This window comes from Massilia antarctica (genome assembly GCF_015689335.1).
GTDB classification, from domain to species: domain Bacteria; phylum Pseudomonadota; class Gammaproteobacteria; order Burkholderiales; family Burkholderiaceae_D; genus Telluria_A; species Telluria_A antarctica.
The window spans coordinates 6,480,571-6,505,142 of record NZ_CP065053.1 but is presented as its reverse complement, the minus strand read 5'-3'; the positions used below and the strand labels follow the sequence as shown (position 1 = coordinate 6,505,142).

Here is a 24,572-nt window from a genome sequence, read left to right as displayed (position 1 = left end):
ATCGGCAAGCCCGCTTCAGGCCTTCCCCCGGTGCTATTTTTAAGGATGATTATCATGACCAAGCTATTGCTGATCGAGGCCAGCCCTCGCGGCCACCACTCCGTGTCGCGCAACATGACCCGTCGTTTCGTGCATGACTGGCTGGCCGCCCACCCGGATGGCGAAGTGATCGAACGCGACCTCATGGATGCCGGACTTCAATTTGTCAGCGCTGCCTGGTTGCAAGCCTACTTCACCCCTGCGCAACAGCATTCTCCCGAGATGGCGAACGAGTTACGGCTCTCGAACGAACTTGTTACGGAGTTGCTCGCCGCCGATCACATTGTCATTGCAACGCCGGTCTACAACTACAATGTGCCGGCAGTGCTCAAGGCATGGATCGACCATGTCGTTCGCAAGGGATTGACCTTGGGCTTCGATGGACGCGGCCTGGTGACTGGCAAGAAGGCAACCGTATTGATCGCATCGGGTGGCATCTATACCGAGGGATCGCCCATCCAGAACCGCGACATCGCCACCCACTATCTGCGCCTGGTACTTGGCGTGATCGGGATCAGCGACGTGACATTCGTTGCCGGTGGCGGGGCCAAAGCGGTTGATTTAGGCGAGGCAAGCATGGAAGGCTTCGTGGAAAAGCTCGGCGCGGATATCAAACGGGCTGCAAGCATGTGACCTTACCAAGCCCGCGCCCTCAAGCCCCGCGCGCCGTCGGCTTCGGTTCAGGAGCAACTTGCCAGCCGTGCGCGGATTTAACGTCAGCAACTTACGACGCATGCGTGGCTTTTACCTGGCATTTCCAATTCGGGACGCAGCGCGTCGCGAATTGAGCTGGACCCACCACCGCACCTTGCTGCGCGTCGACAGCGACACGGCCAGGGTTTGGTACATCGGGCGACGCATCGTATCAGCTCAGGATTGCGTCGGGATCGAAGTCGCGCTCAAGGACGCGGGGCTTTATCGGCGTGATGTTGCGAAGCAGGCCGGGTGCAGTGAGCGCCTGCGCAAAGAGTCCGCCAACCGGCCCTATACGGCGCTTGCTTGCTGGTGTGCTTGAAAAATTCACCCGATTCAGCCCCGATTTCATGGCGCAAGGGCGCGGCGACCAAGCGCCGGTTCAAGAGAAAAGATCAGGCACTCGGGCCGATGCGTGAGAGGACAGCTCCCACGACAGCTCCCGCCACCGCCGCTATGACGCCAAGCTTCATGGCCACAGGGCTGTTCATGAAGGCGGGTGCTTTACTGGTAGCACGGCAAAATCTCGACAAGGTCGCGGCTCCATCACGAAAGAAAACCCAATATGCCAAGGCACCCAAAAGGATGACTTGCAACGCGAGCGCAATGTACTTTTGAGGTGCCGGCCACTTTGTATAGTACGGCGGCGATTGGCCGCCTATCGATGTTTGCAGGCCCCAGAGTATAAGACACGGAACGAATATCCAGAGGGCCATCCCTTTTGCGAAGCGCACGACTTCTTGATGAGAAAATTCTCCCGAAGCTACTTTCTTGCGCAGGCTGAACCACGTAAACAGCGCGCCGCCGATGCCGCTCCACATACCGCATAAGAGCCAGAACGCTTGAGATAGCGGGTCATTCAAGACATGCATCACTTATAAATGGGTGAAAATGTCGCCACTGTCAGCGACCATGCGGCGGCGCCAACGGCATCATGCCGGAAAGGTGAGTGAAGGTGCGTCCCCGAAGTCCCGCTTGGCTCGCCGCTCCGGAAACTCGCCGTGGTGCTCCCGCATGATGCGGTGGAGCAGGGCAGGGGCTGGCCAGCGCTGCGCCGGAAGGTTATTCCCGGCGCACCGCCTGCCAGCCGTGCCGTCCGCATCAGGACCAAAGCGTCCCTATCGGCGGCATCATCGGACGATCAGAAGCGCACGTTCAAGGACATATTGTACGCGCGGCCCAGCTGGCTGAAATGCGAGCCATCGTAGGTCACGATCGGGTAGCGCCCGTTGAACGTGATCAGGTTGACCTGGGTCTCGCGCGGCGTCATGCCGGTCTTCGGATCGACGGTCGTGCTGCTCAGGATTTCGCTACCCTTGGCGGTGTTGTTGACGGGCTTGAGGTCCCACTTCGGCAAGACATCGAACATATTGTTGATGTTGAACGACAAGGTCGTGTTGTTGGTCAACTGATAGTTCAGCGCGAAGTCGGTTACGGCGCGGGTCTTGAATTTGACCGCCAGATTGTCGTCCAGGCCCGCGTTGCGGAACTGGGTCGGACCGTACAGCGTGTTGTTGAGCGAGAAGTTCATCTTGCTGTAGTCCAGATCGAGGCCGAGCACCGTCTTGTGCTTCGGACGCGAGGTGAACATCAGCGCTTCCTGGGTCGCATCGAGCACCGACTGGCGCGCGGCGGCAATCGCCGGCGGGTTGTTGATCTCGCCGTCACGCTCGTTTTTCAAGGTGTAGTTGCCCGACAGGTTCACCGCCAGCTTGCCGTCAAAGGCAGGGATGTTCCTGCGGCTGACAACATAGTCGATACCCGAGGTCTGGCTGTCGAGCGCATTGGCGAAGAAACTGAGCGAAACCACGCCGCCGGCGGCGAGGATCTTGTCCAGTTCCTGGGTCGGATCGCCCGTCGGCTTGATTTCCTTGCCCAGGATGATGCGGTCTTTCAGCGAGATGTGGTAGTAGTCGAGCGTGATGCTGGTGTTGGTATCGGGTGTCAGGCCCAGGCCCAGGGTCACGTTTCTCGACTTTTCCGCTTTCAGCTGCGGCACGCTGAGCGCGCGCGCTTCAGGCGACAGATTGTTGGTCAGGCCCGATACCTGGATGCCCGAACCGGCCACGAAGGCGTACTGCTTCTTCTGGGTGTAAATCTGGTGCAGCGACGGCGCCCGGAAGCCGCTCGAGAGCGAGCCGCGCAAGGTGACCATGTCGCTGACCTTGTAGCGGGTGCTCAGCTTGCCGACGGTGGCGTTGCCGAAGTCGCTGTACTTTTCGTAGCGCCCGGTCAGGTCGATCAGCCATTGCTTGGTGATGTCGAACATGCTGCCGCCGTAGACGCCGTAGTTCTTGCGGTCGGCCGACAGGGCGTTCTCCGGCAGGTTGCCGGCATACGAATCGGCGCCACCCTCGGCGTAGGAAGCGTATTCGCCGGCGATGACGTCATACTTTTCCTTGCGCAGCTCGGTACCGGCATACACGTTGACGGACTCGCTGACCTGCTTGGAAATGTCGGCGTTGACGACGGTGTGGCGAAAGCGCGTGCCGCCGGCCTCGAAATCGGTCGGCGAACGCGGACCCGGGGTCTTGCCCGCGGCGATGGCTTCCAGGCGCGCTTTTTCGATGCCGCGGTTGATCGAGTTGTGCACTTCATAGGCTTGCTTGTTGCCGCCGATGGTCAGGCTGACGTCGCCGTTCCAGTCGCCCACCGTAAACTTGGCGCCCAGGGTCGCGTTGTAGTCATCCAGCTTGCCGATGAAGTCGGGCACATAGCCGACATACGGCGTGCCCTGCGCGTGCAGCAGGCCGTAGTCGGTCTCGCGCCAGTACGGCGTGCGGTAATTGGCATAGCTGTCGACCTGTTTCTTGACATAGGCCGCATTGCCGTAAACGCTGAACGCATCGGTGATGTCGAGACGGCTGTTGACCAGGAATTTGTTGGCACGGGTTTTAGGCGAGCCATTGATGTTGCCGGCGGTCGGATACTTGTCCAGGAAGGGCTGCACATCCTTTTTCAGGTCGGCGCCGAAGTCGGCGGCCTCGCCGCGGCCGTCGACGATGCCCGAACGTTCGGCCAGGCCGACCTTCGAGATGTCGATGGTGTAGTTGACGAAGCCCTTGTCGGACAGGCGGATGCCGTGGTTCAGACTGAGGGCGCCCATCTTGCCGTCGCCTTCGTGGGTAATGCCGGCGCGCGCGGTCAGGGAGCCGCCTTCGGGATTATCTTTCAGGATGATGTTGACCACACCGGAAATCGCGTCGGAACCGTATTGGGCCGAGGCGCCGTCGCGCAGCACTTCGATGCGCTTGATCGCGTCTTGCGGAATGGCGGAAATGTCGGAACCGCTTTCACCGCGGCCGGGCGACGTTTGGGTGTAAATCAGCGCGCTCGAGTTCTTGCGCTTGCCGTTAATCAGGATCAGCGAACGGCTCGGACCCATGTTGCGGATCTCGTAAGGATCGAGCAGGGAGGTAGCGTCATTGACCGGGGTCTGCACGGTGTTAAACGACGGCACGCGCATGCCAAGCGCCTTGTCCAGCGAAATCTGGCCGGTCTTGTTCAAGTCCTTGGTGTTGATGATGTCGACCGGGACGGGGGCATCGACCACGGTGCGCTGCGAACCGCGGCTACCGGTCGAGACAATCACGACTTTCTGGATTTCTTCCGTACCGGGAGTCGCGGGCGCGCCAGCGTCGGCGGCGGGTTGGGGAGGCGCGGGGCTTTGCGCGACGGCGGCGCCAGTGGATAACAACATGACTGCAATTGGAAAAGTCTTTTTCATTAAAATCTCTCTTAGCGGATGCAGTTAGATCAAGAAAAGTTCAAGCTGCCGCCTCATCCCCGGGTAGAAAACCAGGGTGAAAAACAGGCGACCTTTGCAGCCGTGATGCGTGAGGTGGACTTGTTTGCGATGCGCCTGCCGTGGCGCGATCCGCATGGCCAAACCCCCAATCCAGCGAAAAACGCGCTTACCTCCCCATGTTCAATGTTTGTTTTGTGGAAAATTAGTTAACGGCGATTGCCGCATCTAATCTATAGACAGAATGTATTCATGTCCATGAAATTGGGATGCGGGGTGGGTGGAGTGAACAGAATACAACGAGGGGCGGGGAGGCCGGCTTGCCAGCCGGCGATGCAAGTTTCGTGAAAGGTAAACCGTATAAAGTGTTTTTCCGCTGCCGCCGGCGTCGATTGCCGGGCAGCATATCGCGCCGTGGTGGCGCGACATCATCGTCAGTTCAAACGGCGGGGGCCCTGGCCTTGCGCTTCTTCGGACGGTGCAGCTTGATCCAAATCACCAGCCCGCTCACGAAGAACATCAGCGGCACCATGCCGAAGATGCTGATGAAGGTGCGCCCCGCGATACCGAACGCTTCGCCGGTATGCAGCGGGAACATCCAGCTCAGGAACCTGTCCCCGGCCGGCGCGCGCTGCGGGTCCACCGTGCGCAGCACCCTGGCGTCGCCGGCGTCGATGGAGACGCGCGTGGCGCCATCGCCGGCGCGCAGTTCGTCCGGTTGGCGCAAACGGATTTCATAAGGCTGGCCGGGCTTGGCCGGCAGCGCCAGGCGCGACACGCGCGCGCTCGGAAACTGCGCCTGCGCCGCGACCATCGCATCGTGCGGCGTCACCGGCGCCGCGTCTAGCGCGCTGCGGTTGACCGCCTTGCCGGCCGGTGCCAGGGTAGCGACCGCGCCCACCACCGGCAGCACCCACTGCGGCATATTGAAGTACACGCCCGATACGGCCAGCACCAGCAGCACCGGCGCGGCAAAAAAGCCGCCGGCGCGATGCAGCTGGAAGTTAAAGCGCGGCCAGTTGCCGCCGTGGCGTACCGTTAACGCGCCCTTGATGGCGGCGGCCGTCATGCGCGGCCACCACAGTACGATGCCAGTCATGGCGAGCAGCAGCAAGGCCACGCCGGTCACGCCGATCACGGTCTTGCCGACCTCGCCCGCCACCAGGTAGCGGTGAATATGAAACAGGGTCGACATCAACTGCGGGCGCGAAAAACCGAACCCGCCCCAGGTGCGCTCGCCGGTGACGGCCAGGGTGGCCGGGTCCAGCATCACCTGGCGCGACACCGCCACGTTCCAGTCCGATGCCACCTGTTTCGGATCGCGGTACCACGCCACGAACACGTCGCCGGCACGCTCGGGGAACATCAACTGGCTCGGACGCCCGTAGCGCGCATCGCGCAGCAGGCGTAGGGTGGCCGCCTGCACGGTGGCCGGCGCCACGCGCATGGCGGCGCCGCGCGCCATGCCCGGCGGCGGTGCGACCTGCAGCAAGTCTGGATTGAGCAGCACATCGAGTTCGTGCATCCACGCCAGCGCGCTGCCGGTCAGCCCCAGCACGACAAGCACGGTCCCGAAAATCAGTCCGGCCCACAGGTGGACAAAGCGGATGGCGGGTTTCATGGGAAGGAACAAGCGCGGTCAGGGCACATCATTGTTAATGCTTCTTGAATAAATGAATGGGAATCGTTATCATTCGCATTATACTCCGAATGTCAACATATCTGTCCCACGATCAAGGATTTCCCCCGTATGAACACACTTACGCCCCTTTCCCGTGCGGTTGCGCTGGCCTGCCTGCTCATGGCGAACACGGATGCGCTGGCCCAGCAAAGCGCCGGCGACGGGGCCGAGCCCTCCAGCACGGTGGTGGTCACGGCCACGCGCGGCGCCAAGGCGGTGGACAAGATTCCGGGCGCCATTTCGGTCATCAGCCAGCAGGAACTGGCGTCGCAATACCTGATCGCCGACGACCCGTCGCAGGCGCTGGCGACCTATGTGCCGGGCTACGCGCCGAGCCGCCAGAAAATGACCTCGACCGGCGAATCGCTGCGCGGACGCCAGCCGCTGATCCTGCTCGACGGCATACCGCAATCGAACCCGCTGCGCGCCGGCGCGCGCGAAGGCTACTTTGCCGACAGCGCCATCATCGAGCGCATCGAAGTGATCAACGGCGCCTCCGCCATGCAGGGCATGGGCGCGACCGGCGGCATCATCAACTACATCACCAGGACCGCGCGCGCCGACGGCACCACGCATGGGCTGAACGTGCGCGCATCGAGCCAGCTGCGCTCCGATAACCTGGATTGGAAAACCGGCTACAGCGTCACCCACAAGGATGGCGGCTTCGACCTGCTCGGCTACGTCGGCCTGCAGCGGCGTGGCATGGGTTACGACGGCGATGGGCGCCGCCTCGGCATCGATAACGTCCAGGGCGACACCCTCGACAGCCGCGGCGACGACCTGTTCCTCAAGATCGGCCAGCGCTTCGGCGCCCAGCGCATTCAACTGAGCCTGAACCGCTTCAACCTGCGCGGCGATGGCGACTACAAGAACGAGCCTGGTGTAGTGGCCGCCGGCGTGACGACGACCTCGCTGCCGGGCAGGGCGCCGGGCGAGCCGCCGCGTAACAAGGTGCGCAGCGCCAGTCTCGATTACCGCCACGATGACCTGTTCGGCGGCGCCTTCAGCGCCCAATTGTTCAGCCACGATTTCGAGGCGCTGTACGGCGCCACCTCGGTGGCGACCTTCCAGGACGCGCGCCTGGCGAGCGTCGGGACCCTGTGGGACCAGTCGCAGATCGTCGCCGACAAGCGCGGCGCGCGCATGACCTGGGTGCGTCCCGACATGCTGGTGAGCGGCCTGGAAGTGACGCTCGGCCTGGATCTGCTCAGGGATAACACCCAGCAGCGCCTGGCCGCCACCAAGCGCACCTGGGTGCCGCAGCTGCAGTTCACATCGACGGCGCCGTTCGCGCAGCTCGAATACGAAATCGGCCCGCTGACCGTGCGCGGCGGCGTGCGCCACGAGCAAGCCAGGCTCGCCGTCGACACCTACACCACCCTGGCGGTGTACGGCAGCCGGCGGGTCGAGGGCGGCGAGACCGAGTTTTCGAAGTCGGTGAAAAACCTCGGCGCCGTCTGGCGCTTGGCGCCGCGCTGGTCGGCCTTCGTGGCCAGCTCGGAAGGCTTCGGCCTGCCCGATGTCGGCCTGGTGCTGCGCGCCGTGAGCACCGACGGCAAATCGGTGGCGACCCTGATCGACCTCAAACCTATCATCACCCGCAACAATGAAGTGGGCGTCAACTGGCGCGGCGCGGACGGGCAGGTGGGCCTGTCACGCTACGATTCGCGTTCGAAGCTGGGCAGCGTGCTGCGCGTCAACGCGGCCGGCATCGGCTCGGTCGAGCGGGTGCCGACGGTGGTCAAGGGCTGGGAAGTGTCGGGCGACTGGCGCCCTGCGAAGACGGTGTCGGTGTTCGGCAGCTACGCCGTCACCGACGGCAAAACGGCGGCAAGCCAGGGCGCGCCGCTCGACCTGGCGCTGTCGGCGCGCTCGCAGGGGCCGGACAAGGGCGTGCTCGGCGCGAACTGGCAGTGGGCACCCAAGGCCCAGCTGCGCGTGCAGGCGAGCCACTTGCGCGACCGCGATATCAATATCGGGCGCAAGGTCGGCACCAGCAATCTGGAAGAGCATTTCAAGGGTTACACCCTGGCCGACATGGCGGTCACGTTCGACAGCGCCTATGGACGGATCGGAGTCAGCGTGGAGAACCTGTTCGACAAGCAGTATGTAGGCTACTATTCGCAGTCGGCGTCAGCGCTCGATGCGACCGGCACCTTCGCCGGCCGGGGGCGCACCTTGGCCCTTAGCTGGAACCGCAACTGGTAAGGGCACAGCGACCGGATGGATGGATTTTTTTTGGTTTTCGCGGTTGGCGTGCCCCTTCTCGGTGTGCTCTGCCTGGTCGCAATATGGCGCAATGGCAGGCTCGGGAAAGCCATTATCGGCCTTGCCGCAGCGGGACTGGCATGGCCCGTGTATCAGGCCCTGTATCCGCCGGAGGAATTTTACGTCAGCGCGATCAAGAACTTCGCCAATCTGACGATTCCGGCCAATGCCGTCTTTCTCAACAAGGAAGCAAGTTTCCCGGATTTCACCGGTGACTATTCCGCTTGTTTCGTGGTGCGTCTGACGCCTGCCGCCATGGCCGAGTTCACCAAGCAGCTCGGCAAACGCCAGGAAGGCGAGGGCAATGCCGGCGATTGCGGTTTATCCCGGCAGATCAAGGTGCGCGGCGCCAAAGTAGTCGGGTACGATCGACAACCGTGGTCCGCCAGCGATTCCGGGATGATCACTATCAATGTTGTCCCGAGCGAAAACCTGGTGAGCGTGTCATGGACACAGGCCTGAGTCCGATCCCTGGCCCTTCCCGCTCAATCGGGAGGGACCAGCAAGCTGCCTGATTATTTCTTGAACTGCGTCACCGCCGCGCGCCCCACGGCCGGATCGTCGGTGAAGAAGCCGTCGATGCCGGCGTTCAGGTAGGCCATGATTTCGGCCACGGCGTCACCGCGCTCGCTGGGCGAAGCGACGTCGCCACGGCGCATGCTCGGCGGCAGGAACGGGTTTTCCGGACGCAGGGTCCAGGTGTGCACTTTGAGGCCGGCGGCGTGGGCGTCCGCCACGAAGCTGGTCGGCTTGCCCAGTTCATTGGCGGCGGTGCGCGCGATGATCACTTCCTTGTACGGCGACACGGCGTCCGCGTACGTGGCGATCTCTTTCAGCCCGGCCGGCGTGGTCAGGTCCTTGTAGGTGCTCTTGCTGCCGGCGGCGACGAAGTCGTAGGGCGCATTGCGCGGCGCGCCGTTGGGCGCCGGTGGATTGGCCGGATTGTCGATCAGCTGCACGATGCGCATGTCGGTCAGCTTGCGCAGTTCCTTCAGGTTGGCCACTTCAAACGATTGCAGGTACACTGCGGCGTCCTTGCCGCGGTAGCCATTGGCCACCAGCTGGTCGACCAGGCGCTTTTCGAGCGGCAGGCCGATGCTCTTGAAGTAGGTCGGGTGCTTGGTCTCGGGGTAGATGCCGATGGTCTTCTTGCGCGCCTGGATTTCCTGCTTCACCAGGTCGATCACTTCCTGCAGGGTTGGCACCTCGAACTGGCCGTCGAACGCGGCGTTGGCCGGGCGGTTGGCGGGAATGCGCTCTTTCGCTCGCAAGGTTTTCAGCTCGGCCAGGGTGAAGTCTTCCGTGAACCAGCCGGTGACGGGGATGCCGTCGATGGTCTTGGTGGCCTTGCGGCCGGCGAACTGCGGCAAGGCCGACACGTTGGTCGTGCCCGAGATCTCGTTTTCGTGGCGCGCCACCAGCACGCCATCTTTGGTCGCCACCAGGTCCGGCTCGACGATGTCGGCGCCGTCTTCAATCGCCTTCTTGTACGACGCCAGGGTGTGCTCCGGACGCAGGGCGGAAGCGCCGCGGTGCCCGGTCACGGCCGGCTGCTGCGGCCAGCTGGCGCCCGGATTTTGCAGTTCGGGGGCAGGGTCGCCGCCGCAAGCAGTCATCATCACCGCCGCGCTGGCGGCGCACATCAGGGACAGGGTGGTACGGGACACGTGGTACATCGTCATGGACTCCGGTTTGGTGGGAACAAGTGTTGACACTGCAAAAACGCAGAGCGTAGCAAGCTCGCATGACCGTACGATGACGGCGAACGCCCCGGATTTCCGCTTTTCTTTGCGTTTGAGCAAATTCTTCATGGATTTCTGCTGTGACAATCGGTGTTGCCTGCGCCATTTCTGGTGTAGGGCCTTTTCACTGGAGATGCTTGATGAACTTTCGTCCGACCCTGCTGGCTGTCGCGCTTGCTGCTGTTTACCTGAGCGCGAGCGCCGCGCCGCCGCCGCTGATGAACGGCCCCGTGACAGCGGCGCCCAACGCCGCCGCGCTGGTCACCCGGTTGGCCGCGCAAGCTCCCGGGCTCGGGCTGGATGCCGACCACCATTTCCTGCTGGCCAGCCAGCATCCGGGCTTACAGGGTAGCATGGTGGTGCGCGTCCACCATATGTATAAAGGCGTACGCGTGTTCGGGTCGGAATCGGTGATCGTGACCGATGGCGCCGGCAACATCGTGCGCGAATCGGTGTCGGCGCGGCGGGTCCACCTCGGGCGCGGCAGCGCCAACCAGCTCGGCGCGGCCACGGCCGAATTCAATGTGAAGCCGGCGTTGACGGCGGCCGAAGCCATCGCGCTGGCGCAGCGGTCGGTGCGGGCGGGCGCGGTGGCCGAGACGCCGCCGGCGGCCGAACTGGTCATCTTCCCGCTGGTCTGGAGCGAGCGCCTGCCGGCCGCGCTGGCCAAGTCCGACCACGAGCTCAATGCGCTCGACATGACCGATGTGGTGGCCGGCTACGAGCTGGCCTGGCTGGTGGGCACGCGCCTGCGCGCCGCTGCGCTGCCGGTCTACCACGACACCATCGTCAGCGCCCGCAACGGCCGCATCCTGGCGCAGTGGAGCATGCTGCAGAGCGTCGCCGGCAGCGGCAAGAGCCAGTACAACGGCGAGGTGCCGCTCAGCACGACCGAGGGCGGCGCCGGCTTTCGCATGATCGATCCGCTGCGCGCCAGGGGCGGCAAGTTCGGCGCTCTGGCGGTCACCAACGCCGATCACGGCACCACGGCCGGGGAAGTGTTCACCAGCAGCGCCAATGCCTGGGGCGACGGCAAGCAGTATGTGGCCGGCGCCAGCACCACCGGCGCCAACGGCCAGACGGCGGCGGTGAACGCCATGTGGGGCCTGGCCAATACCTATGACATGCTCAAGAATGCGCTGGGCTGGCATGCGCTGGACGGGCAGGACACCGCCACCTACATCGCGGCCCACATCAACACCGCCTACGACAATGCCTACTACAGCGACACCTGCAAATGCATGTTCATCGGCGACGGTTCGACCTTCAACAGCCTGGGCGCGCTCGATGTGGTGGGCCACGAGATGGGCCATGGCGTCACCGACGCCACCTCGCGCCTGGTGTACGCGGGCGAGTCGGGCGGATTGAATGAATCGTCGTCCGACATCACCGGCGAAGTGGTCGAAGCCTATGCGCGCGCCGGCGCCGGCGGCGCGCTGATCCCCGCCGGCGGCAACGACTGGATGATCGGCAAGGAGATCAGCAAGAGCGGCACCCCCTTGCGCTACATGATTCGTCCGAGCAAGGACGGCACCAGTCCGGATGCCTGGTCGACCAGGCTCAGGCGCATGGACGTGCATTACAGCAGCGGCCCGAACAACCGCATGTTTTATTTCCTGGCGCAGGGCTCGGACGCCGACCCGGCCAGCGACGCCCACAGCAGCTACCTCAGCGGCACGCCGCGGGCGATGAGCGGCATCGGCCTGGACAAGGCTTACCGCATCTGGTTCAACGCCGCCACCACGCGCTTTACGTCCAGCACCGACTACAAGGATGCGCGCGCCAAGGTGCTGGCGGCGGCCGAGGAACTGTATGGCAAGAACAGCAAGGAGGCGGTCGCCGTGCAGCGTGCCTACGCCGCCGTGAACGTGGGAATGGATATCAACGAATAGTTCCCGCGAGAAAACCCAGGCAGAGTGTGTATGCTTGGAACTATTTTGGCGGCAACATAAAGTGTGTGCGGAAATCGGGTTTAGAATCGACGCACGCGCCGAAGCAGGCGCGTCTGTTCACTGTTCTGGAGTTCCTCATGCCTGTCACACCGCGCCTGCTGCAGCTTGGTCTGCTGTCCATTTTCCTGGTCCCGGCCGCTGCCCAGGCCGCGCCTTTATACTCAGTCAAGAACCTCGGCAGCCTGGGCGGCGACAGCGGCGACGTGCGCGCCATCAACAACAGCGGATCCGTGGTCGGCTACTCGCTCAACAGCAACAACATCAGCAGCGCCTACGTGTCGCGCAACGGCGCCATGCACAGCCTGAGCCCCGACAAGTCGACCCGCAGCGTTGCCAGCGGCATCAACGATGCCGGCGTGGCGGCCGGGCAGGTGCTCAGCGCCGGCGGCGAATCGCGCGCGGTGACCTTTAGCGCAGGCAAGATCGACACCCTCGGCAGCCTGGGCGGCCGCAACAGCGACGCCAAGGGCATCAACAATGCCGGCCAGGTCGGCGGCAGCGCCGAACGCGCGGACGGCACCCAGGCCGCCTTCCGCTACACACCGGGCGGCCAGATGCGCGACCTCGGCACCCTGGGCGGCAGCAGCAGCCTCGGCGCCGACATCAACAACAGCGGGGTGGTGGTCGGGCGCGCCGACCTCGCCAACGGCCAGTATCATGCTTTCCGCGCCGATGACAGCGGCATGCACGACCTCGGTACCCTGGGCGGCGATTACAGCGAAGCGAACCGGATCAACGACCGCGGCGCGGTGGCCGGCTTTTCCTATCTGGCAGGTGACGCCAGCGCGCACGCCTTCGTCTTCGACAATGGCATCATGACCGACCTGAACACCCTGGGCGGCGCCAACAGCGTCAGCTACGGGATCAATAATGCGGGCCAGGCGGTGGGCAGTTCCGACATCGCCGGCGGCAAGGCGGTGCACGCCTTCCTGTATGCGGATGGCGGCATGCTCGATTTGAATGCTTTAGTGGGACCGGGTTTCGGCTGGACGCTCAATTACGCGGCCGATATCAACGACCTGGGCCAGATTACCGCGCACGGCTGCAATACGACCGGCCTGTGCCGCGGTTTCCTGCTCACCCCCGACGGCGGGGTGGCCAAGGTGGATGAGCCGGGCACGCCGGCCATCTTGGCGTTGGGAGCATGCATGATGCTGCTCGGGATGGGGCGCGCACGGAAAGTGCGCCCCCTGCGCCAGAACTGATTACTCGCCCATCAGGGGGAAGGGATTGATGGGCGTGCCTTTCCACCATTTCTTTTCGGCCGTCAGTTCGACCACGGCGAAGTGCAGGTGGGGTGCGTTCGGGTCCGAATTGCCGGTCACGCCGACATAGCCGATCAGGTCGCCCCGCTTGAGATCCATGCCTTCCTTCACGCCCTCGGCATAACGGTCCAGGTGCGCGTAGTAGTAAGCGTATTTTTCGCTCGGATCGAACTGGTACACCGTCAGGCCGCCCGGCTTGCTGTTGAACAGCTTGACCAGTTTGCCGTCGGCCGCCGCCACCACCTTGGTGCCCTTGGGCGCCATGATGTCGAGCGCTTCATGGTGACGTTCGGTGCCGCGCGGCTGGTCGAAGTTGTCGCGCAGGCTGGCCAGCTTGATGCCGTCGACCGGTATCATCAGCTTGCCGGTCGTCGGCGTGGCGGCCGGGCTGGCGGTGGGCGTGGCGACGTCGCTCGTGGCCGGACGCAGCGGCAGGTCGAGTTCGCTCAGGTCGGTGCTCACCACCGGCACGCCGGGCAGTTCGGACACCGGCAAGGAAACGCCGGCGGGGGCCGCCGCCGCGGCCGCTGGGGTGGCCGGTGCGGCGGGCGCCACCACCACCACCTGCGCCGGCTTGGGCACGGGCACCGTGCGCAGGTAGACGAACAGGGAGCCTGCGCCGAGCAGCAAGCCTGCCAGGAAAGTAAGTAGCCATTTCATAAAATTATCCTTTTTCGTTGTGAAGGTGGTGCCGCCCGAAGGTTCTGCTTGTTCATTCCTGCAACAGCACTTCGGTACCGTAGCCGACCGACTCGGTCAGGGTGGTCACATCCCAGTTGGTCAGGCGGATGCAGCCGTGCGACTGGGTCTTGCCGATCGAGGCCGGCACCGGAGTGCCATGGATGCCGTAATGGTCTTTCGACAGATCGACCCAGGCCACGCCCACCGGGTTGTTGGGGCCGGCCGGCAGCTTGGCTTTCTTGTCGCCCGGGCTGGCATCCCAGAACAGTTTCGGGTTGTAGTGGTAGACCGGGTGGCGTGCCACGCCGTTGACTTTCCAGGTGCCGATTGGCAGCGGATCGTGGGCGCTGCCGGTGGACGAGGGGAACTGGGCGAGCACCTTGCCGTCGGCGTCGAGCAGGGTCAGGGAGCGGTCCGAGCGGTCCACCACGATTTTCGCGGCTTTCGGCAAGGGCTCGATGTCGAGCACGTTCGGGACGACGATGGTGTCGCCGGCGCGGCCGATCTCCTTGCCCGGATTGAGGCGCGTCAGCAGGGCCGGGCTGAGGTGGAATTTTTCGCCCAGCGCTTCGAGTGCGCTGCTGTAGCCGAGCGTGGCCAGCTTGGCTTTCTCGGCCATGCTCTCGGGGATCGGGTCGAACGGACCGGCCACATCGGCGTCGCTCAGGGTGTAGCTGATCAGGGCGTCGGCCTGGTCGGCGTTCAGGGCGGCCCAGGTCGCCTCGTCAAGGATGCCGGACGGTTCCAGGCCGGCTTTCTTCTGGAAGCCGCTCAGCGCCAGGCGCATGTTCGAGCCCGCGGCGGCATCGATCTCGCCGCTGGAAAAGCGCGCGCGGTCGAGCAGGATCTGGGCGCGCAGCAGGGCTGGCGCGGCAGCCTTGCCCGCCTTGCCCGCTTTCGCCCCCTTGACCGGCTTGGCCGGCGAGTCCGCCGCAGCCGGCGTCTTGCCGGCGGCATTGACCGCCTCGATGGTCAGGGCGGACGGCGCGCTGGCGGCCATGGCGGATGGGACGGTGGCCGCGCCCGCGAACATGGCGGCGATCAGGCAAAGCGAAGATGATTTCAATTAAAGCCCCTTGGGAATCGGATACCTCAGATTAATTCCGGTCGGATATATAGTCTGTGCGGCAGCGTACTAACGCGATGCGGACGAGATGCGGGCGCAATGCGGGCCCGGGTAGAATGCACCCATGAGCAGTTATCTGATTACCGTGCAGCCGGCCGGCTGGCGTTTCGAGGCGGAGGAAGGGCGCGCGCTGCTGCTGGCGGCCGAGGACGCCGGCATCGTGCTGCCCGCTTCCTGCCGCAACGGCACTTGCCGCACCTGCCTGTGCCGGGTGGCGGCGGGCGAGGTCGCTTACCTGATCGACTGGCCGGGCCTGAGCCCCGACGAAAAACGCGCCGGCGATACCTTGCCGTGCGTGGCGGTGGCGCGCTCGGACCTGGCCCTGTGGGCGCCAGCGGCGCGCCGCATCACGGCTTGAGCGCGCTTGCCCCGGAACAGCCGCTCATGCCAGCGCGCGCGCCGGCACGGCCATGCGCGCGCCATGCTCGTTGCCCAGCTTGAAAATGCCGACCACCTGCGCCAGATGGGCGGCCTGCTCCTGCATCGACCCGGCCGCCGCGGCCGCCTGTTCGACCAAGGCCGCGTTTTGCTGGGTCACTTCATCCATCTGGGTGATCGCCGTGTTGACCTGTTCGATGCCGGCGGTTTGTTCCACGCTGGCCGAGGCGATGCCGGACATGATGCCGGTCACGCGGCTGATCGAGGCGACGATGTCGGCCATCGTCAGGCCCGCCTGGTCGACCAGCTTGCCGCCCGCATCGACCTTGCCGACCGAATCGTCGATCAGGGTCTTGATTTCCCTGGCGGCGGCGGCCGAGCGCTGCGCCAGATTGCGCACTTCCGAAGCGACCACCGCGAAGCCGCGCCCCTGCTCGCCGGCGCGCGCCGCTTCCACGGCCGCGTTCAGCGCCAGGATATTGGTCTGGAAGGCGATGCCGTCGATGACGCCGATGATGTCCACGATCTTGCGCGAGGAATCGTTGATCGAGGCCATGGTGCGCACCACCTCGCTGACCACGGCGCCGCCGCGTCCAGCCACTTCGGAAGCGCTCACCGCCAGCACATTGGCTTGGCGCGCATTGTCGGCGTTTTGCTTGACGGTGCCGGTCAGCTCTTCCATCGCGGATGCCGTCTGTTCCAGCGAACTGGCTTGCTCCTCGGTGCGCGCGGACAAATCCAGGTTGCCGGCCGCGATCTGGGCCGACGCGGTGGCGATGGTATCGGTGCCGCTGCGCACCTGGGCCACGATCTTCACCAAGGCCGCGCGCATGGTTTCCATCGCGTGCAGCAGGCTGTCATGGTCGCCGGGACGGGTGCGGATCACGGCAGACAATTCGCCGGCGGCGATCGCACCGGCCACCTGCACCGCGTAGGCCGGTTCGCCGCCGAGCTGGCGGGTCAGGCCGCGCGTGATCCACAAGCCCAGCCCCACACCAGCGCCCAGGCTGCCGATGGCGAGCGCCAGCATCAGCGCCCGGCTGCTCTGGTAGCGCCGGCTCGATTCGGCGGCCATGTCGGCGGATTTTTTCTCTTTCTGGTCGGCCAGTGCCGCGAGCTGGCCATCAACGACGCTGGCCTTGGCGGCCAGGGGACCGAGGGCGAACCCGGCCGCCTCCGCCTTGCCTTCGGGCGTGGAGGCCTGCGCCAGTGTCAGCAATTGCGGCAACATGCCTTCGTAATCGGCCAGCCCGCTTTCGACCTCGGCCAGCAGCTTCTTGCCGCTCTCCAAGGTGAAGCGGGGGCGTGCTTTCTCCAGATTCTCGTGCAACTGGCGCCGCGCGGTGCTCAGTTGCTCGCTGAAGCGGCGCACCTGCTCTGGTGTCGTGGCGACCAGCACGCCGCGTGCGGCGCGCCCGGCGGAGACCAGGTTGATGTTTGCCTCCTTGGCATAGGATAGGCCCAGCAGTTCCTGGTCATAGGCGCGTTCGGCCTGCTCGTTCATGATGGACATGTTGACGATGCCGACGGCGGCCACGATGGCGCCGAGGACGGCCACGATCAGGAATGCGGTCAGCAGGCGCGTGCCTACCTTCAGATTGTCGAGCATGCGATTCTCCGTCAAAACGTCGGTACGTGGTCGGGCAATGCCGGGGGCGGTGGCGCGGATGGCTTGTTTTGAGGGCGGCGCTTCAGCTTGCCATTGGTGGTACGCTACGCCAAGCGTCTGCAATTGTTAAGCACTATTCGTCCGCGTGTGCGGTCGGCGACACAATCCGGCGCTATGCGTCGCCACTGAGCAACGCCCGGCGCCGGGATTTGCTGTCTATCTGGCCATGCCGAGTGCGTTTTCGATCAGGGGCAGGATCAGTTTCCACGCCGGCGAGCTGGCCGCGATTTCATCGTAGTGGCTGGCGCCCGGCAGAATCACCACCTCGGCGCGGTCGCCGGCGGCGCGCGCCCGTGCGGCATAGTCGTGGGCCGCGCGCGGCGGCGAGATGGTATCGAGTTCGCCCGTGACCAGCAGCGTGCGGCTGCCGTTGGGCATCAGCTCGGCGGCATTGGTGTCGGCGAAGATATCCGGCCGGCTGGCGCTGGGCCTGCCTGCCAGCTGCGCCAGCTCGCGTCCGCAACTGGTCTTGATCAATGCCTGCTCGTTGCGCAGGTCGGCCAGGCCGCCCAGGCTGATCACTTCGCGTACCGGCAAGGGGCTGGGCTGGAACAAGGGACTGCTGGCCGCGATCCGGCTGCGCCCCGCGATCCACTGCACCAGCTGGCCGCCGGCCGAATGGCCGAGCGCGACGATGCGGCTGGTGTCGAGCTGGTGGGCCGGGGCTTCGGCGGCCAGCTTGTCGAGCGCGGCATTCATGTCGAGGTAGGTGCCGGGATAGCCGCCGCCTTCCTCGTCGGCGCGGCGGTACTCCACATTCCACACCGCGATCCCGCGCGCGGCCAGGGCGCCGGCCACATTGTGCATCTGGCTGATGCCGCCATATTCCACCGTCCAGCAGCCGCCGTGCACCAGCACCACCACCGGAAACGGCCCGGGCCCGGCCGGGCGGAACAATTCGGCGAACTGCGAGGGCGCGCTGCCGTAGGCGAAGGTCGCGCTCGGCGGCGGGCCGGAGAGGGCCAGGTAATCGGCCAGGGTCATCGGCGCGGCAACGGCGCCGCCCGAGGCGAGCAGGGCGGGTACCAGCAGGGCGGGGGCCAGATTAGGCAGTGCAGTCTTCATCGCGGTCACGTGGGAGGATGGGAGCAGCCACTATACCGGGTTCGGCGCATGCCGGGGAGGGGGCGGGGCGCACGATTGGCGCGCCCGCGCAAGCCGGCGGCCTTCCATGCTAGGCTGCGAACAACCATAAGGAATCATATGCAAATCGCAACGGAAGAATACAAAGGCTTTACCATCTCGGTCACCCCGATCAAGGATTGCGGCGACCTGTGGGACTTCGAATACCGCATCACCAAGACCGGCGAGGGCGGACAGGATACCGATCCGGCGCCGGCGCTCACGCGCAGCCAGACGGCGGGCGGCCATGCCACGCCCGAGGTGGCTTGCCTGGCCGGCGTGGAAGTGGCGCGCATCGAGGTCGACAACCTGCTGGCTTTGTCGAGGGAGCCCGGGCGCTGACCGGGCGCGCGGGCGCTGCCGGATTCAGGCCAGCAGGTCGAGCTGGGCCGCCAAATGCGGACCATCGTTGCCGGCCCGGCCCACCTCCTTGGGGACCGGATGCCATTCGAACGCATCGGGGCCGAGCGCGACCGAGCGTGCCAGCTGTTCGGCCTGCTGGGCGGACAAGTCCGGGTCCAGCCACAGGGCGGCATCCTCGGCGCTGAAGACGATGGGACGGCGGTCGTGCACATCGACCATGCCGCCCTCGGCATCGGCGGTGACGATCGCGAAGCCCGACTCGGCGGCCTGCGCGCGCGCGCTGGCGCAGGCGCCGATGGCCGCGATGAACAGTGGCTCGCGCGTCTTGAGGTGGATGTGCCAGGGTTGCTTGCGGCCCTTTTCGCCGGTCCATTCGTACCAGCCGTCGGCCGGCACGATGGCGCGGCCGGCCTTGAGCAGGGGCATCCAGTAACGGTTGCCGAGTTTTTCGAGACGCGCATTGATGGAGATGGGCAGCTTGTCCGCGGCCCAGGAGGCGCGGTAGCCCCAAAAGGCATCCGCGAGGACCAGCTGGCCGTCGACGATGCGCATCAGCGGGCGCCAGGTGCCGGGCGGCGCGTTGTAGCTGGGCGCGGCCTGGCTGGCGACGCGCGGCGCGCCGCCGCGCCAGTGCATCGCCGCCACGTAGTCAATGGCGGTATGGTTTTGATCGAGACGTCCGCACATGCGCTATGCCCTTTTGCCGAGGTGGTGATGATCGCGGGCGTGGCGCCCGCAAGGATCAACGATACCGCAAAAGGCAGGTTCGCCGCGCGCGCAGGGCATGCGCCGTCCCGGGCGGGGCGGTTTTTTGATAGTCGCACTCACACTTGAGCATTTGAGGAAAGGCATTCCATGACCAGCAAGCAAAACCCGGCCATAGCGCCGCAGCGCGCCCACTCGACCCCCGATCCGGACGGCCTGCCGCCCGACGATCCGGTTCCGGTTCCGGTGCCGGACGACGTGCCGCCGCCGGTCAACGCGCCGGTCGAAGAGCCGACCATGCCGGTGCCGCCGATCAAGGCGTAAGCGGCACGTCGGGCGCGCCCGGACCGGCCGCGGCCTTACTGGCCCTTGGGCGGCACCGGATCGAGCTGGTCGAGCTGCTCGCTTGGCTCGTCGCGTTCGAGCGAAGCGTCATGCTCGCGCCTGTCGCGGTTTTCGCCGCCATCGAACTGGTTGGCGGCGGCCGCGGCGCCATTGTCGCTGTCGGCCTCGTTCTGGTCCGATGGCGGCAGGGGCGGGATCTGGCGGATGAGGGCCTCGGTGTCGATCTGGGAAGGCGGTTTTTCGCCGCTGCCGATATCGGCCTCGTCGACCAGCGACCGGGCGTCGGCCGGGTCAGGGAAAGATTTGGTGGCGTGCATGGGATTCTCCAATCGGTAAGGAGGTGCCGCACTGGCGCGGCGCTCTCGCAACGATGCTAACAGTGCAAGGCATTGGCTGGCGCGCAGTAGGTGTGGCCGGATCGTCCGCAGTGTTGCTTGGAGTCCATATTTATTGCTATTTGTGTCCCTCGTCACACCGGGAATCGTGTTGGTTTTCTATAATTCATCCATCAACTGTCGTTTCGTTCCGGGAGAACATGATGGGCAATTCCTTACACAACAAGATCTACCTTGGCCGCAGCTCGGTACTGCGGTCGCGGCCGATGCAGGTGGTGCTGCTGGTCGGCGCCCTGATCAGTATTGGCGTTGTGTGGTTCCTGTTCCGCACAGTAAAGTAACAGTTGGCAGCGAATGCAGGTTGCCGCGGGCAGCCTGCGCGGTTACCATGGGGGCCGAAAATTGGCCACATGGAAAGCAGCGATGAAGAACGAGAAATTGACCACAGACGAATATGACGCGCTCGGGCACATCCTGGGCGGGGCGAAGCATGACCGCTTCAACGCCTGCGTCGGGCGCAACGCCAAGCGTCTGGCGGGCCTGAAGATGATCCAGTACAGCAAGGACGGCAAGCTTGCGTTGACGGACAAGGGGCAGCAAGTATTGTTCCTGCGCCGCTGCATCGCCGGCCTGCGCGCGCTGCTGGCCGACCCGGCGGCGGTAGTTGACGCCGACGTGCTGGTCTTCCTCGGCAAAAAATCCCACATCGTCCCGCTCGAAGCGGGCGGCCACGGCGTGACCGACAAAGGCCGCGAATCGCTGGCCGACATCGACGCCCAAAACAACTAAGCCCCCTGCGCCCGTCCCGCCTGCCCCCACCACCGGGGTCTGACCTCTGATTAGCAACATTTAACACTCTTTCCTAACCGGGGTCAGATCTCGGTTAGTGCCCCCACCACCGGGCTCTGACCTCTGATTTGCAACATTTAACACTCTTTCCTAACCGGGGTCAGATCTCGGTTAGGAAACTTGCTGCCCCGACAGTTGCTGGCCCCCGCTCAGGCAGCATAGGCTTGTTTGCATGGATGTTTCCCAACCGGGGTCTGACCCCGGTTGGAAAATAGTCGCTTGATATGCAGCGAAATCGGACTGGATTTAACAATGTTTCGAATCAGAGGTCAGACCCCGGTTGTAGGAGGTCTGCGTCCGGTACGGACGGGGAGGGGCGCCGGCTGCGCTAGGGTTCGTCGCGGCGCGTGCTTTTGTGCATCAAGGTGCGGATCGCTACTTCCGGCGGTACGTTCATCGCCGCCAGGTATTCGGCCGCTTGCTGCACCCCCAAGGTGGGAAGCGCGGCGATGGCCTGGTTGACCACGTCGCGCGTGCGGAAATCAGTGCGCGGACTGCCCCCTTCGCTGCCTTGCGCATCGGCCCGCTGGCGCTGGAATGCTTCACTCATGTGTTTCGCTCGGCTCAAAAATGACTGTCAGTCAAAGATGATAGTCTATTTTTGAACAAAGATGCCGATCTGACCACGAATGCAGCCGCTTCCTTACACTTCGGCCGCCGCATTCTGCACAGCCGCCACCGCCGATGTCACCGACGCCATGGTGGCGCGCTCGCGCAACAGCGCTTCGAAGGCGGGCGCCGCCAGCGGCCGGCTGAAGTAGTAGCCCTGCATTTCGTCGCAGCCATGGCGCCGCAGGTAGTCGAGCTGCTCGGCCGTCTCCACGCCTTCGGCGATCACCGACAGCTTCAGGTTGTGCGCCAGCGCGATGATCGATGCCACGATCGCCGCATCGTTGGCGTCGCGCGTGATGTCGGAGACGAACGAGCGGTCGATCTTGAGCACGTCGATCGGAAAGCGCGACAGGTAGGACAGGCTCGAATAGCCGGTGCCGAAGTCGTCGATCGACAGGTTCACGCCAAGCGCCTTCATGCTGTGCAGCAGTTCGACCGCCAGGGTGACGTCGCTCATGAACAGGCTTTCGGTCAGTTCGATCTCGAGCAGCGCGGGCGCGAGCCCGGTGCTGGCCAGTACGTCGCCGATGTCGGCCAGCAGGTTGGGGGCGCCGAACTGGCGCGCCGACAGGTTCACGGCCACCCTCAGCATGCCCAGCCCGGCGTCCTGCCAGGCTTTGTTCTGGGCGCAGGCGGTGCGCATCACCCAGGCGCCGATCGGCACGATCAGCCCGGTTTCCTCGGCCACCGAGATGAAGCGGTTCGGCGCCACCACCCCCAGTTCCGGATGCTGCCAGCGGATCAGCGCTTCCATGCCGACGATCTGGCCGCTGGCCAGGTTGACCTGGGGCTGGTAGTGCAGCACGAATTGATTGCGTTCCAGGGCGTTGCGCAGCGCGCCTTCGATGCGTACCCGCTCCTGGGCTTCGTCGTTCATGGCCGGGGTGTAGAACTGGTAGTTGTTGCGGCCCAGTTTCTTGGCGCGGTACATGGCAATGTCGGCGTGTTCGATCAGGCCGTCGGCCGGGGTGCCGTCGGTGGGGAAGATGGCCACGCCGATGCTGCAGGTGACGAAAAATTCCTTGGTCCCGAGCGGCACCGGCTGCGCCACCGCGTCCATCAGGCGCTGTACCATGTCGGCCTGCAGGCGCTGGTCGTCGTGTTCGGTGAGGATGACCACGAATTCGTCGCCCGACAGGCGCGCCACGGTGTCGCTGTCGCGCAGGGCCGCGCGCAGGCGCGCCGCTACCGTCATCAAGACCACGTCGCCTGCCTTGTGGCCCATGCTGTCGTTGACGAACTTGAATCGGTCGAGGTCGATCAGCAGGATCCACGCCGGCCGTTCGCTGCGCTGCGAATACACCACCGCCTGGCTCAGGCGGTCCTGCAGCAGGCTGCGGTTGGGCAGGCCGGTGAGCACGTCGTGCTGGGCGATGTGCTGGATGCGCTGCTCGGTCAGCTTGCGGGCGGTGATGTCGGTGCCGGTGCCGCGGTAGCCGCGGAACACGCCGCCCGTATCGAACACCGGTTGGCCGTTGATGCTGAACCAGCGTGTGTCGCCGTGTTCGTCCACGGTCTGGTATTCGAGGTCGGTGAACGCTTCGCGTGCCAGCAGTTGCGCCATGTGGGCCTTGCCCCAGTCGCTGTCCTGCATGCCGTCCACGGTTTCCCAGCGCGTGCGTCCGATCAGCCGTCCGGCCGCCATCCCGCCTTTTTCGCTGACCCCGCCGGTGATGTCCACAAAGCGCAGCTCGGCGTCCTGTTCCCAGTACCAGTCGGACGACATGGTGACCAGCTGGCGGAAGCGCAGTTCGCTTTCCTGCAGCGCCGCTTCGGTGCGGCGGCGCGCCTGCACATCGTCGAACAGGCGCTGGTTCGACAGTTTCAGGTCGGCGGTGCGTTCGTCGACCAGCAGCTGGACCCGGCGCGAGCGCTGCACCAGGGTTTGCACGAAGGCGGCCATCAGCAAGGTAAACAGCAAGCCGCCGGCCAGGGTGAACACCGAGCCGGGATGGTTGTGCAAGAACGGACGCGGGGCGGCGCTGACCACCACGGTCCAGGGCTGGCCGGCCACGTCGAGCGCGGCGCTGTGGCGTTCGCGGTGGCGCGAGGTGGTCCAGCGGCGCACGGGGCCGAGGGCGGCGTGCTCGCGCATGGCCTCCGCCAGCCCGGCGCTGGCATAGACCAGGTGCGCCGGGTCGGTGCCGGCATCGGCGTAGACTGCCAGGTGCACGCCCTGGTCGGCGTGCAGGTCGGCGCCGCGCAGGATCTTGTCGACCAGGTCGCGCGCGCGGATGATGGCGGCGGTGTCGCCGATCAGGGCGGCGCGCCGTTCCTCGGCGCTGCCGAGCGCGGCGCCGGGCCGGTACACCGGCATGATGACTTCGAAGCCGCCTTGCGGGCGCTTGTCTTGCGCCAGGCTGAGCAGGCCGGTGGCGGCGGCGCGCCCGCTGGCGGTGGCCTGGTCGAGCGCATTCATGACTTGCGTATTGATGCCGACGGACAGGCCGAAGGCGGCTTCGTTGCCTTGCATCGGTTCCAGGTAGTCGACCACGCTGTAGCGCGCGCGCGGCGGCGCCGGATGGCGCCCCTGCGGCCCCATTTCGGTGATGCGGGTGCCCGCCACCACTTGCCCCAGCTCGGCCTCGGCCGCCTCGCGCTCGGCGCCGCTGACCAACCGGTGGAAGTTGAAGGCCTGGATGAAGGGGTAGCGCTGCAGCAGCGGTTGGGTGAAGTCGTGGAATTGCCGACGCGTGACCGGGTACACCGTGGCAAACAGCTGGTTGGTGACGGTCACCACTTCGACCGCTTCGTCGAGCCCCTGGCGGATGGCGGCCACGCGCACGGTGGCGCGCTGCTGGAAGGCGAGCGCGTGCTTGTCGTCTTCAAGCCGCGCCACCGCCAGCGCCAGTATCGCGGTGGCGGCCAGGCCGCCTCCGAGCGTGAGCACCGCCGCGACGGATAGCGAGAACGGCAAGCGACGACGCAACATTTCCTGTTTCCTAATAGAAGACGGCGGCGCCCGCGCGCCGGTCCGAATGCGGCTTTAGTTTGTCACAAAA

The 24,572-nt window shown here is 65.1% G+C and carries 24 protein-coding genes; 12 read left to right on the top strand and 12 right to left on the bottom strand.

Translation table 11 applies throughout. The annotated features are described in order from the left end of the window. Nucleotides 1-54: 54 nt before the first annotated feature. Entirely contained in the window at nt 55-672 is a 618-nt protein-coding gene (locus IV454_RS28545; RefSeq protein ID WP_206088904.1) for an FMN-dependent NADH-azoreductase, read from the top strand. Between the two features lie 58 nt (nt 673-730). Beyond that, nucleotides 731-1,054: a DUF1016 N-terminal domain-containing protein gene (locus tag IV454_RS28540; RefSeq protein WP_282961385.1), complete on the top strand. Its 324-nt coding sequence runs from the start codon at nt 731-733 to the stop codon at nt 1,052-1,054. Nucleotides 1,055-1,127: 73 nt separating this feature from the next. Here the strand turns inward: IV454_RS28540 and IV454_RS28535 are convergent, their stop codons facing one another. Beyond that, nucleotides 1,128-1,595, bottom strand: a complete 468-nt coding sequence (locus IV454_RS28535; protein ID WP_206088903.1) for a hypothetical protein — start codon at nt 1,593-1,595, stop codon at nt 1,128-1,130. A gap of 278 nt (nt 1,596-1,873) precedes the next feature. After that, a complete protein-coding gene (locus IV454_RS28530; protein ID WP_229521898.1) occupies nt 1,874-4,432 on the bottom strand; it encodes a TonB-dependent receptor plug domain-containing protein in 2,559 nt (852 codons plus the stop codon). A 45-nt stretch (nt 4,433-4,477) separates the two neighbouring features. Between IV454_RS28530 and IV454_RS28525 the strand changes: the two genes are divergently transcribed. Next, entirely contained in the window at nt 4,478-4,690 is a 213-nt protein-coding gene (locus IV454_RS28525) for a hypothetical protein (protein WP_206088901.1), read from the top strand. 226 nt (nt 4,691-4,916) lie between these two features. Here IV454_RS28525 and IV454_RS28520 read toward each other — a convergent pair whose 3' ends face one another. Further along, the gene (locus tag IV454_RS28520; protein WP_206088900.1) at nt 4,917-6,098 is read right to left on the bottom strand and encodes a PepSY-associated TM helix domain-containing protein; all 1,182 of its coding nucleotides are present in this window, start codon (nt 6,096-6,098) and stop codon (nt 4,917-4,919) included. A 129-nt stretch (nt 6,099-6,227) separates the two neighbouring features. On the opposite strand from IV454_RS28520, the gene IV454_RS28515 reads away from it, so the two are divergent. Then, a complete protein-coding gene (locus IV454_RS28515) occupies nt 6,228-8,366 on the top strand; it encodes a TonB-dependent receptor (protein WP_206088899.1) in 2,139 nt (712 codons plus the stop codon). A 15-nt stretch (nt 8,367-8,381) separates the two neighbouring features. Then, nucleotides 8,382-8,888, top strand: a complete 507-nt coding sequence (locus tag IV454_RS28510; RefSeq protein ID WP_206088898.1) for a hypothetical protein — start codon at nt 8,382-8,384, stop codon at nt 8,886-8,888. 53 nt (nt 8,889-8,941) lie between these two features. Here IV454_RS28510 and IV454_RS28505 read toward each other — a convergent pair whose 3' ends face one another. Beyond that, nucleotides 8,942-10,102, bottom strand: coding sequence for a glycerophosphodiester phosphodiesterase (locus IV454_RS28505; RefSeq protein ID WP_206092884.1), 1,161 nt, complete (start codon nt 10,100-10,102; stop codon nt 8,942-8,944). 206 nt (nt 10,103-10,308) lie between these two features. On the opposite strand from IV454_RS28505, the gene IV454_RS28500 reads away from it, so the two are divergent. After that, entirely contained in the window at nt 10,309-12,060 is a 1,752-nt protein-coding gene (locus tag IV454_RS28500) for a M4 family metallopeptidase (RefSeq protein WP_206088897.1), read from the top strand. Between the two features lie 137 nt (nt 12,061-12,197). Beyond that, nucleotides 12,198-13,325, top strand: coding sequence for a hypothetical protein (locus IV454_RS28495; RefSeq protein WP_206088896.1), 1,128 nt, complete (start codon nt 12,198-12,200; stop codon nt 13,323-13,325). Here IV454_RS28495 and IV454_RS28490 read toward each other — a convergent pair whose 3' ends face one another. Both IV454_RS28490 and IV454_RS28485 read right to left on the bottom strand, forming a co-directional pair. Next, nucleotides 13,326-14,045, bottom strand: a complete 720-nt coding sequence (locus IV454_RS28490; RefSeq protein WP_206088895.1) for a M23 family metallopeptidase — start codon at nt 14,043-14,045, stop codon at nt 13,326-13,328. Nucleotides 14,046-14,097: 52 nt separating this feature from the next. Further along, nucleotides 14,098-15,132, bottom strand: coding sequence for a L,D-transpeptidase family protein (locus IV454_RS28485; RefSeq protein ID WP_229521896.1), 1,035 nt, complete (start codon nt 15,130-15,132; stop codon nt 14,098-14,100). A gap of 124 nt (nt 15,133-15,256) precedes the next feature. Here IV454_RS28485 and IV454_RS28480 point away from each other — a divergent pair, with 124 nt between their 5' ends. Next, nucleotides 15,257-15,550: a 2Fe-2S iron-sulfur cluster-binding protein gene (locus IV454_RS28480; RefSeq protein WP_206088894.1), complete on the top strand. Its 294-nt coding sequence runs from the start codon at nt 15,257-15,259 to the stop codon at nt 15,548-15,550. Between the two features lie 24 nt (nt 15,551-15,574). Here the strand turns inward: IV454_RS28480 and IV454_RS33430 are convergent, their stop codons facing one another. Then, nucleotides 15,575-17,179 (bottom strand): methyl-accepting chemotaxis protein, encoded by a 1,605-nt coding sequence (locus IV454_RS33430; protein WP_206088893.1) that lies wholly within the window; start codon nt 17,177-17,179, stop codon nt 15,575-15,577. A gap of 216 nt (nt 17,180-17,395) precedes the next feature. Further along, on the bottom strand, nt 17,396-18,304 hold the full coding sequence (locus IV454_RS28470) for an alpha/beta hydrolase (RefSeq protein WP_229521895.1): 909 nt from the start codon (nt 18,302-18,304) through the stop codon (nt 17,396-17,398). 138 nt (nt 18,305-18,442) lie between these two features. On the opposite strand from IV454_RS28470, the gene IV454_RS28465 reads away from it, so the two are divergent. Next, nucleotides 18,443-18,703, top strand: coding sequence for a hypothetical protein (locus IV454_RS28465; RefSeq protein ID WP_206088892.1), 261 nt, complete (start codon nt 18,443-18,445; stop codon nt 18,701-18,703). Nucleotides 18,704-18,727: 24 nt separating this feature from the next. Here IV454_RS28465 and IV454_RS28460 read toward each other — a convergent pair whose 3' ends face one another. After that, nucleotides 18,728-19,411 carry an SOS response-associated peptidase gene (locus IV454_RS28460; protein ID WP_206088891.1) on the bottom strand — a complete coding sequence of 228 codons (684 nt, stop codon included), beginning with the start codon at nt 19,409-19,411 and terminating at the stop codon, nt 18,728-18,730. A gap of 168 nt (nt 19,412-19,579) precedes the next feature. Here IV454_RS28460 and IV454_RS28455 point away from each other — a divergent pair, with 168 nt between their 5' ends. After that, nucleotides 19,580-19,753, top strand: a complete 174-nt coding sequence (locus IV454_RS28455) for a hypothetical protein (protein ID WP_181002640.1) — start codon at nt 19,580-19,582, stop codon at nt 19,751-19,753. Nucleotides 19,754-19,788: 35 nt separating this feature from the next. On the opposite strand, the gene IV454_RS28450 is transcribed toward IV454_RS28455, so the two are convergent. Further along, nucleotides 19,789-20,091: a hypothetical protein gene (locus IV454_RS28450; protein WP_206088890.1), complete on the bottom strand. Its 303-nt coding sequence runs from the start codon at nt 20,089-20,091 to the stop codon at nt 19,789-19,791. Between the two features lie 221 nt (nt 20,092-20,312). On the opposite strand from IV454_RS28450, the gene IV454_RS28445 reads away from it, so the two are divergent. Beyond that, a complete protein-coding gene (locus tag IV454_RS28445; protein ID WP_206088889.1) occupies nt 20,313-20,450 on the top strand; it encodes a hypothetical protein in 138 nt (45 codons plus the stop codon). 97 nt (nt 20,451-20,547) lie between these two features. After that, the gene (locus IV454_RS28440) at nt 20,548-20,898 is read left to right on the top strand and encodes a hypothetical protein (protein ID WP_307730189.1); all 351 of its coding nucleotides are present in this window, start codon (nt 20,548-20,550) and stop codon (nt 20,896-20,898) included. A 388-nt stretch (nt 20,899-21,286) separates the two neighbouring features. Here IV454_RS28440 and IV454_RS28435 read toward each other — a convergent pair whose 3' ends face one another. Together IV454_RS28435 and IV454_RS28430 are read right to left on the bottom strand one after the other, a co-directional pair. Beyond that, a complete protein-coding gene (locus IV454_RS28435) occupies nt 21,287-21,508 on the bottom strand; it encodes a hypothetical protein (RefSeq protein ID WP_206088888.1) in 222 nt (73 codons plus the stop codon). Between the two features lie 93 nt (nt 21,509-21,601). After that, nucleotides 21,602-24,502, bottom strand: coding sequence for a bifunctional diguanylate cyclase/phosphodiesterase (locus tag IV454_RS28430; RefSeq protein WP_206088887.1), 2,901 nt, complete (start codon nt 24,500-24,502; stop codon nt 21,602-21,604). Nucleotides 24,503-24,572: the final 70 nt, after the last annotated feature.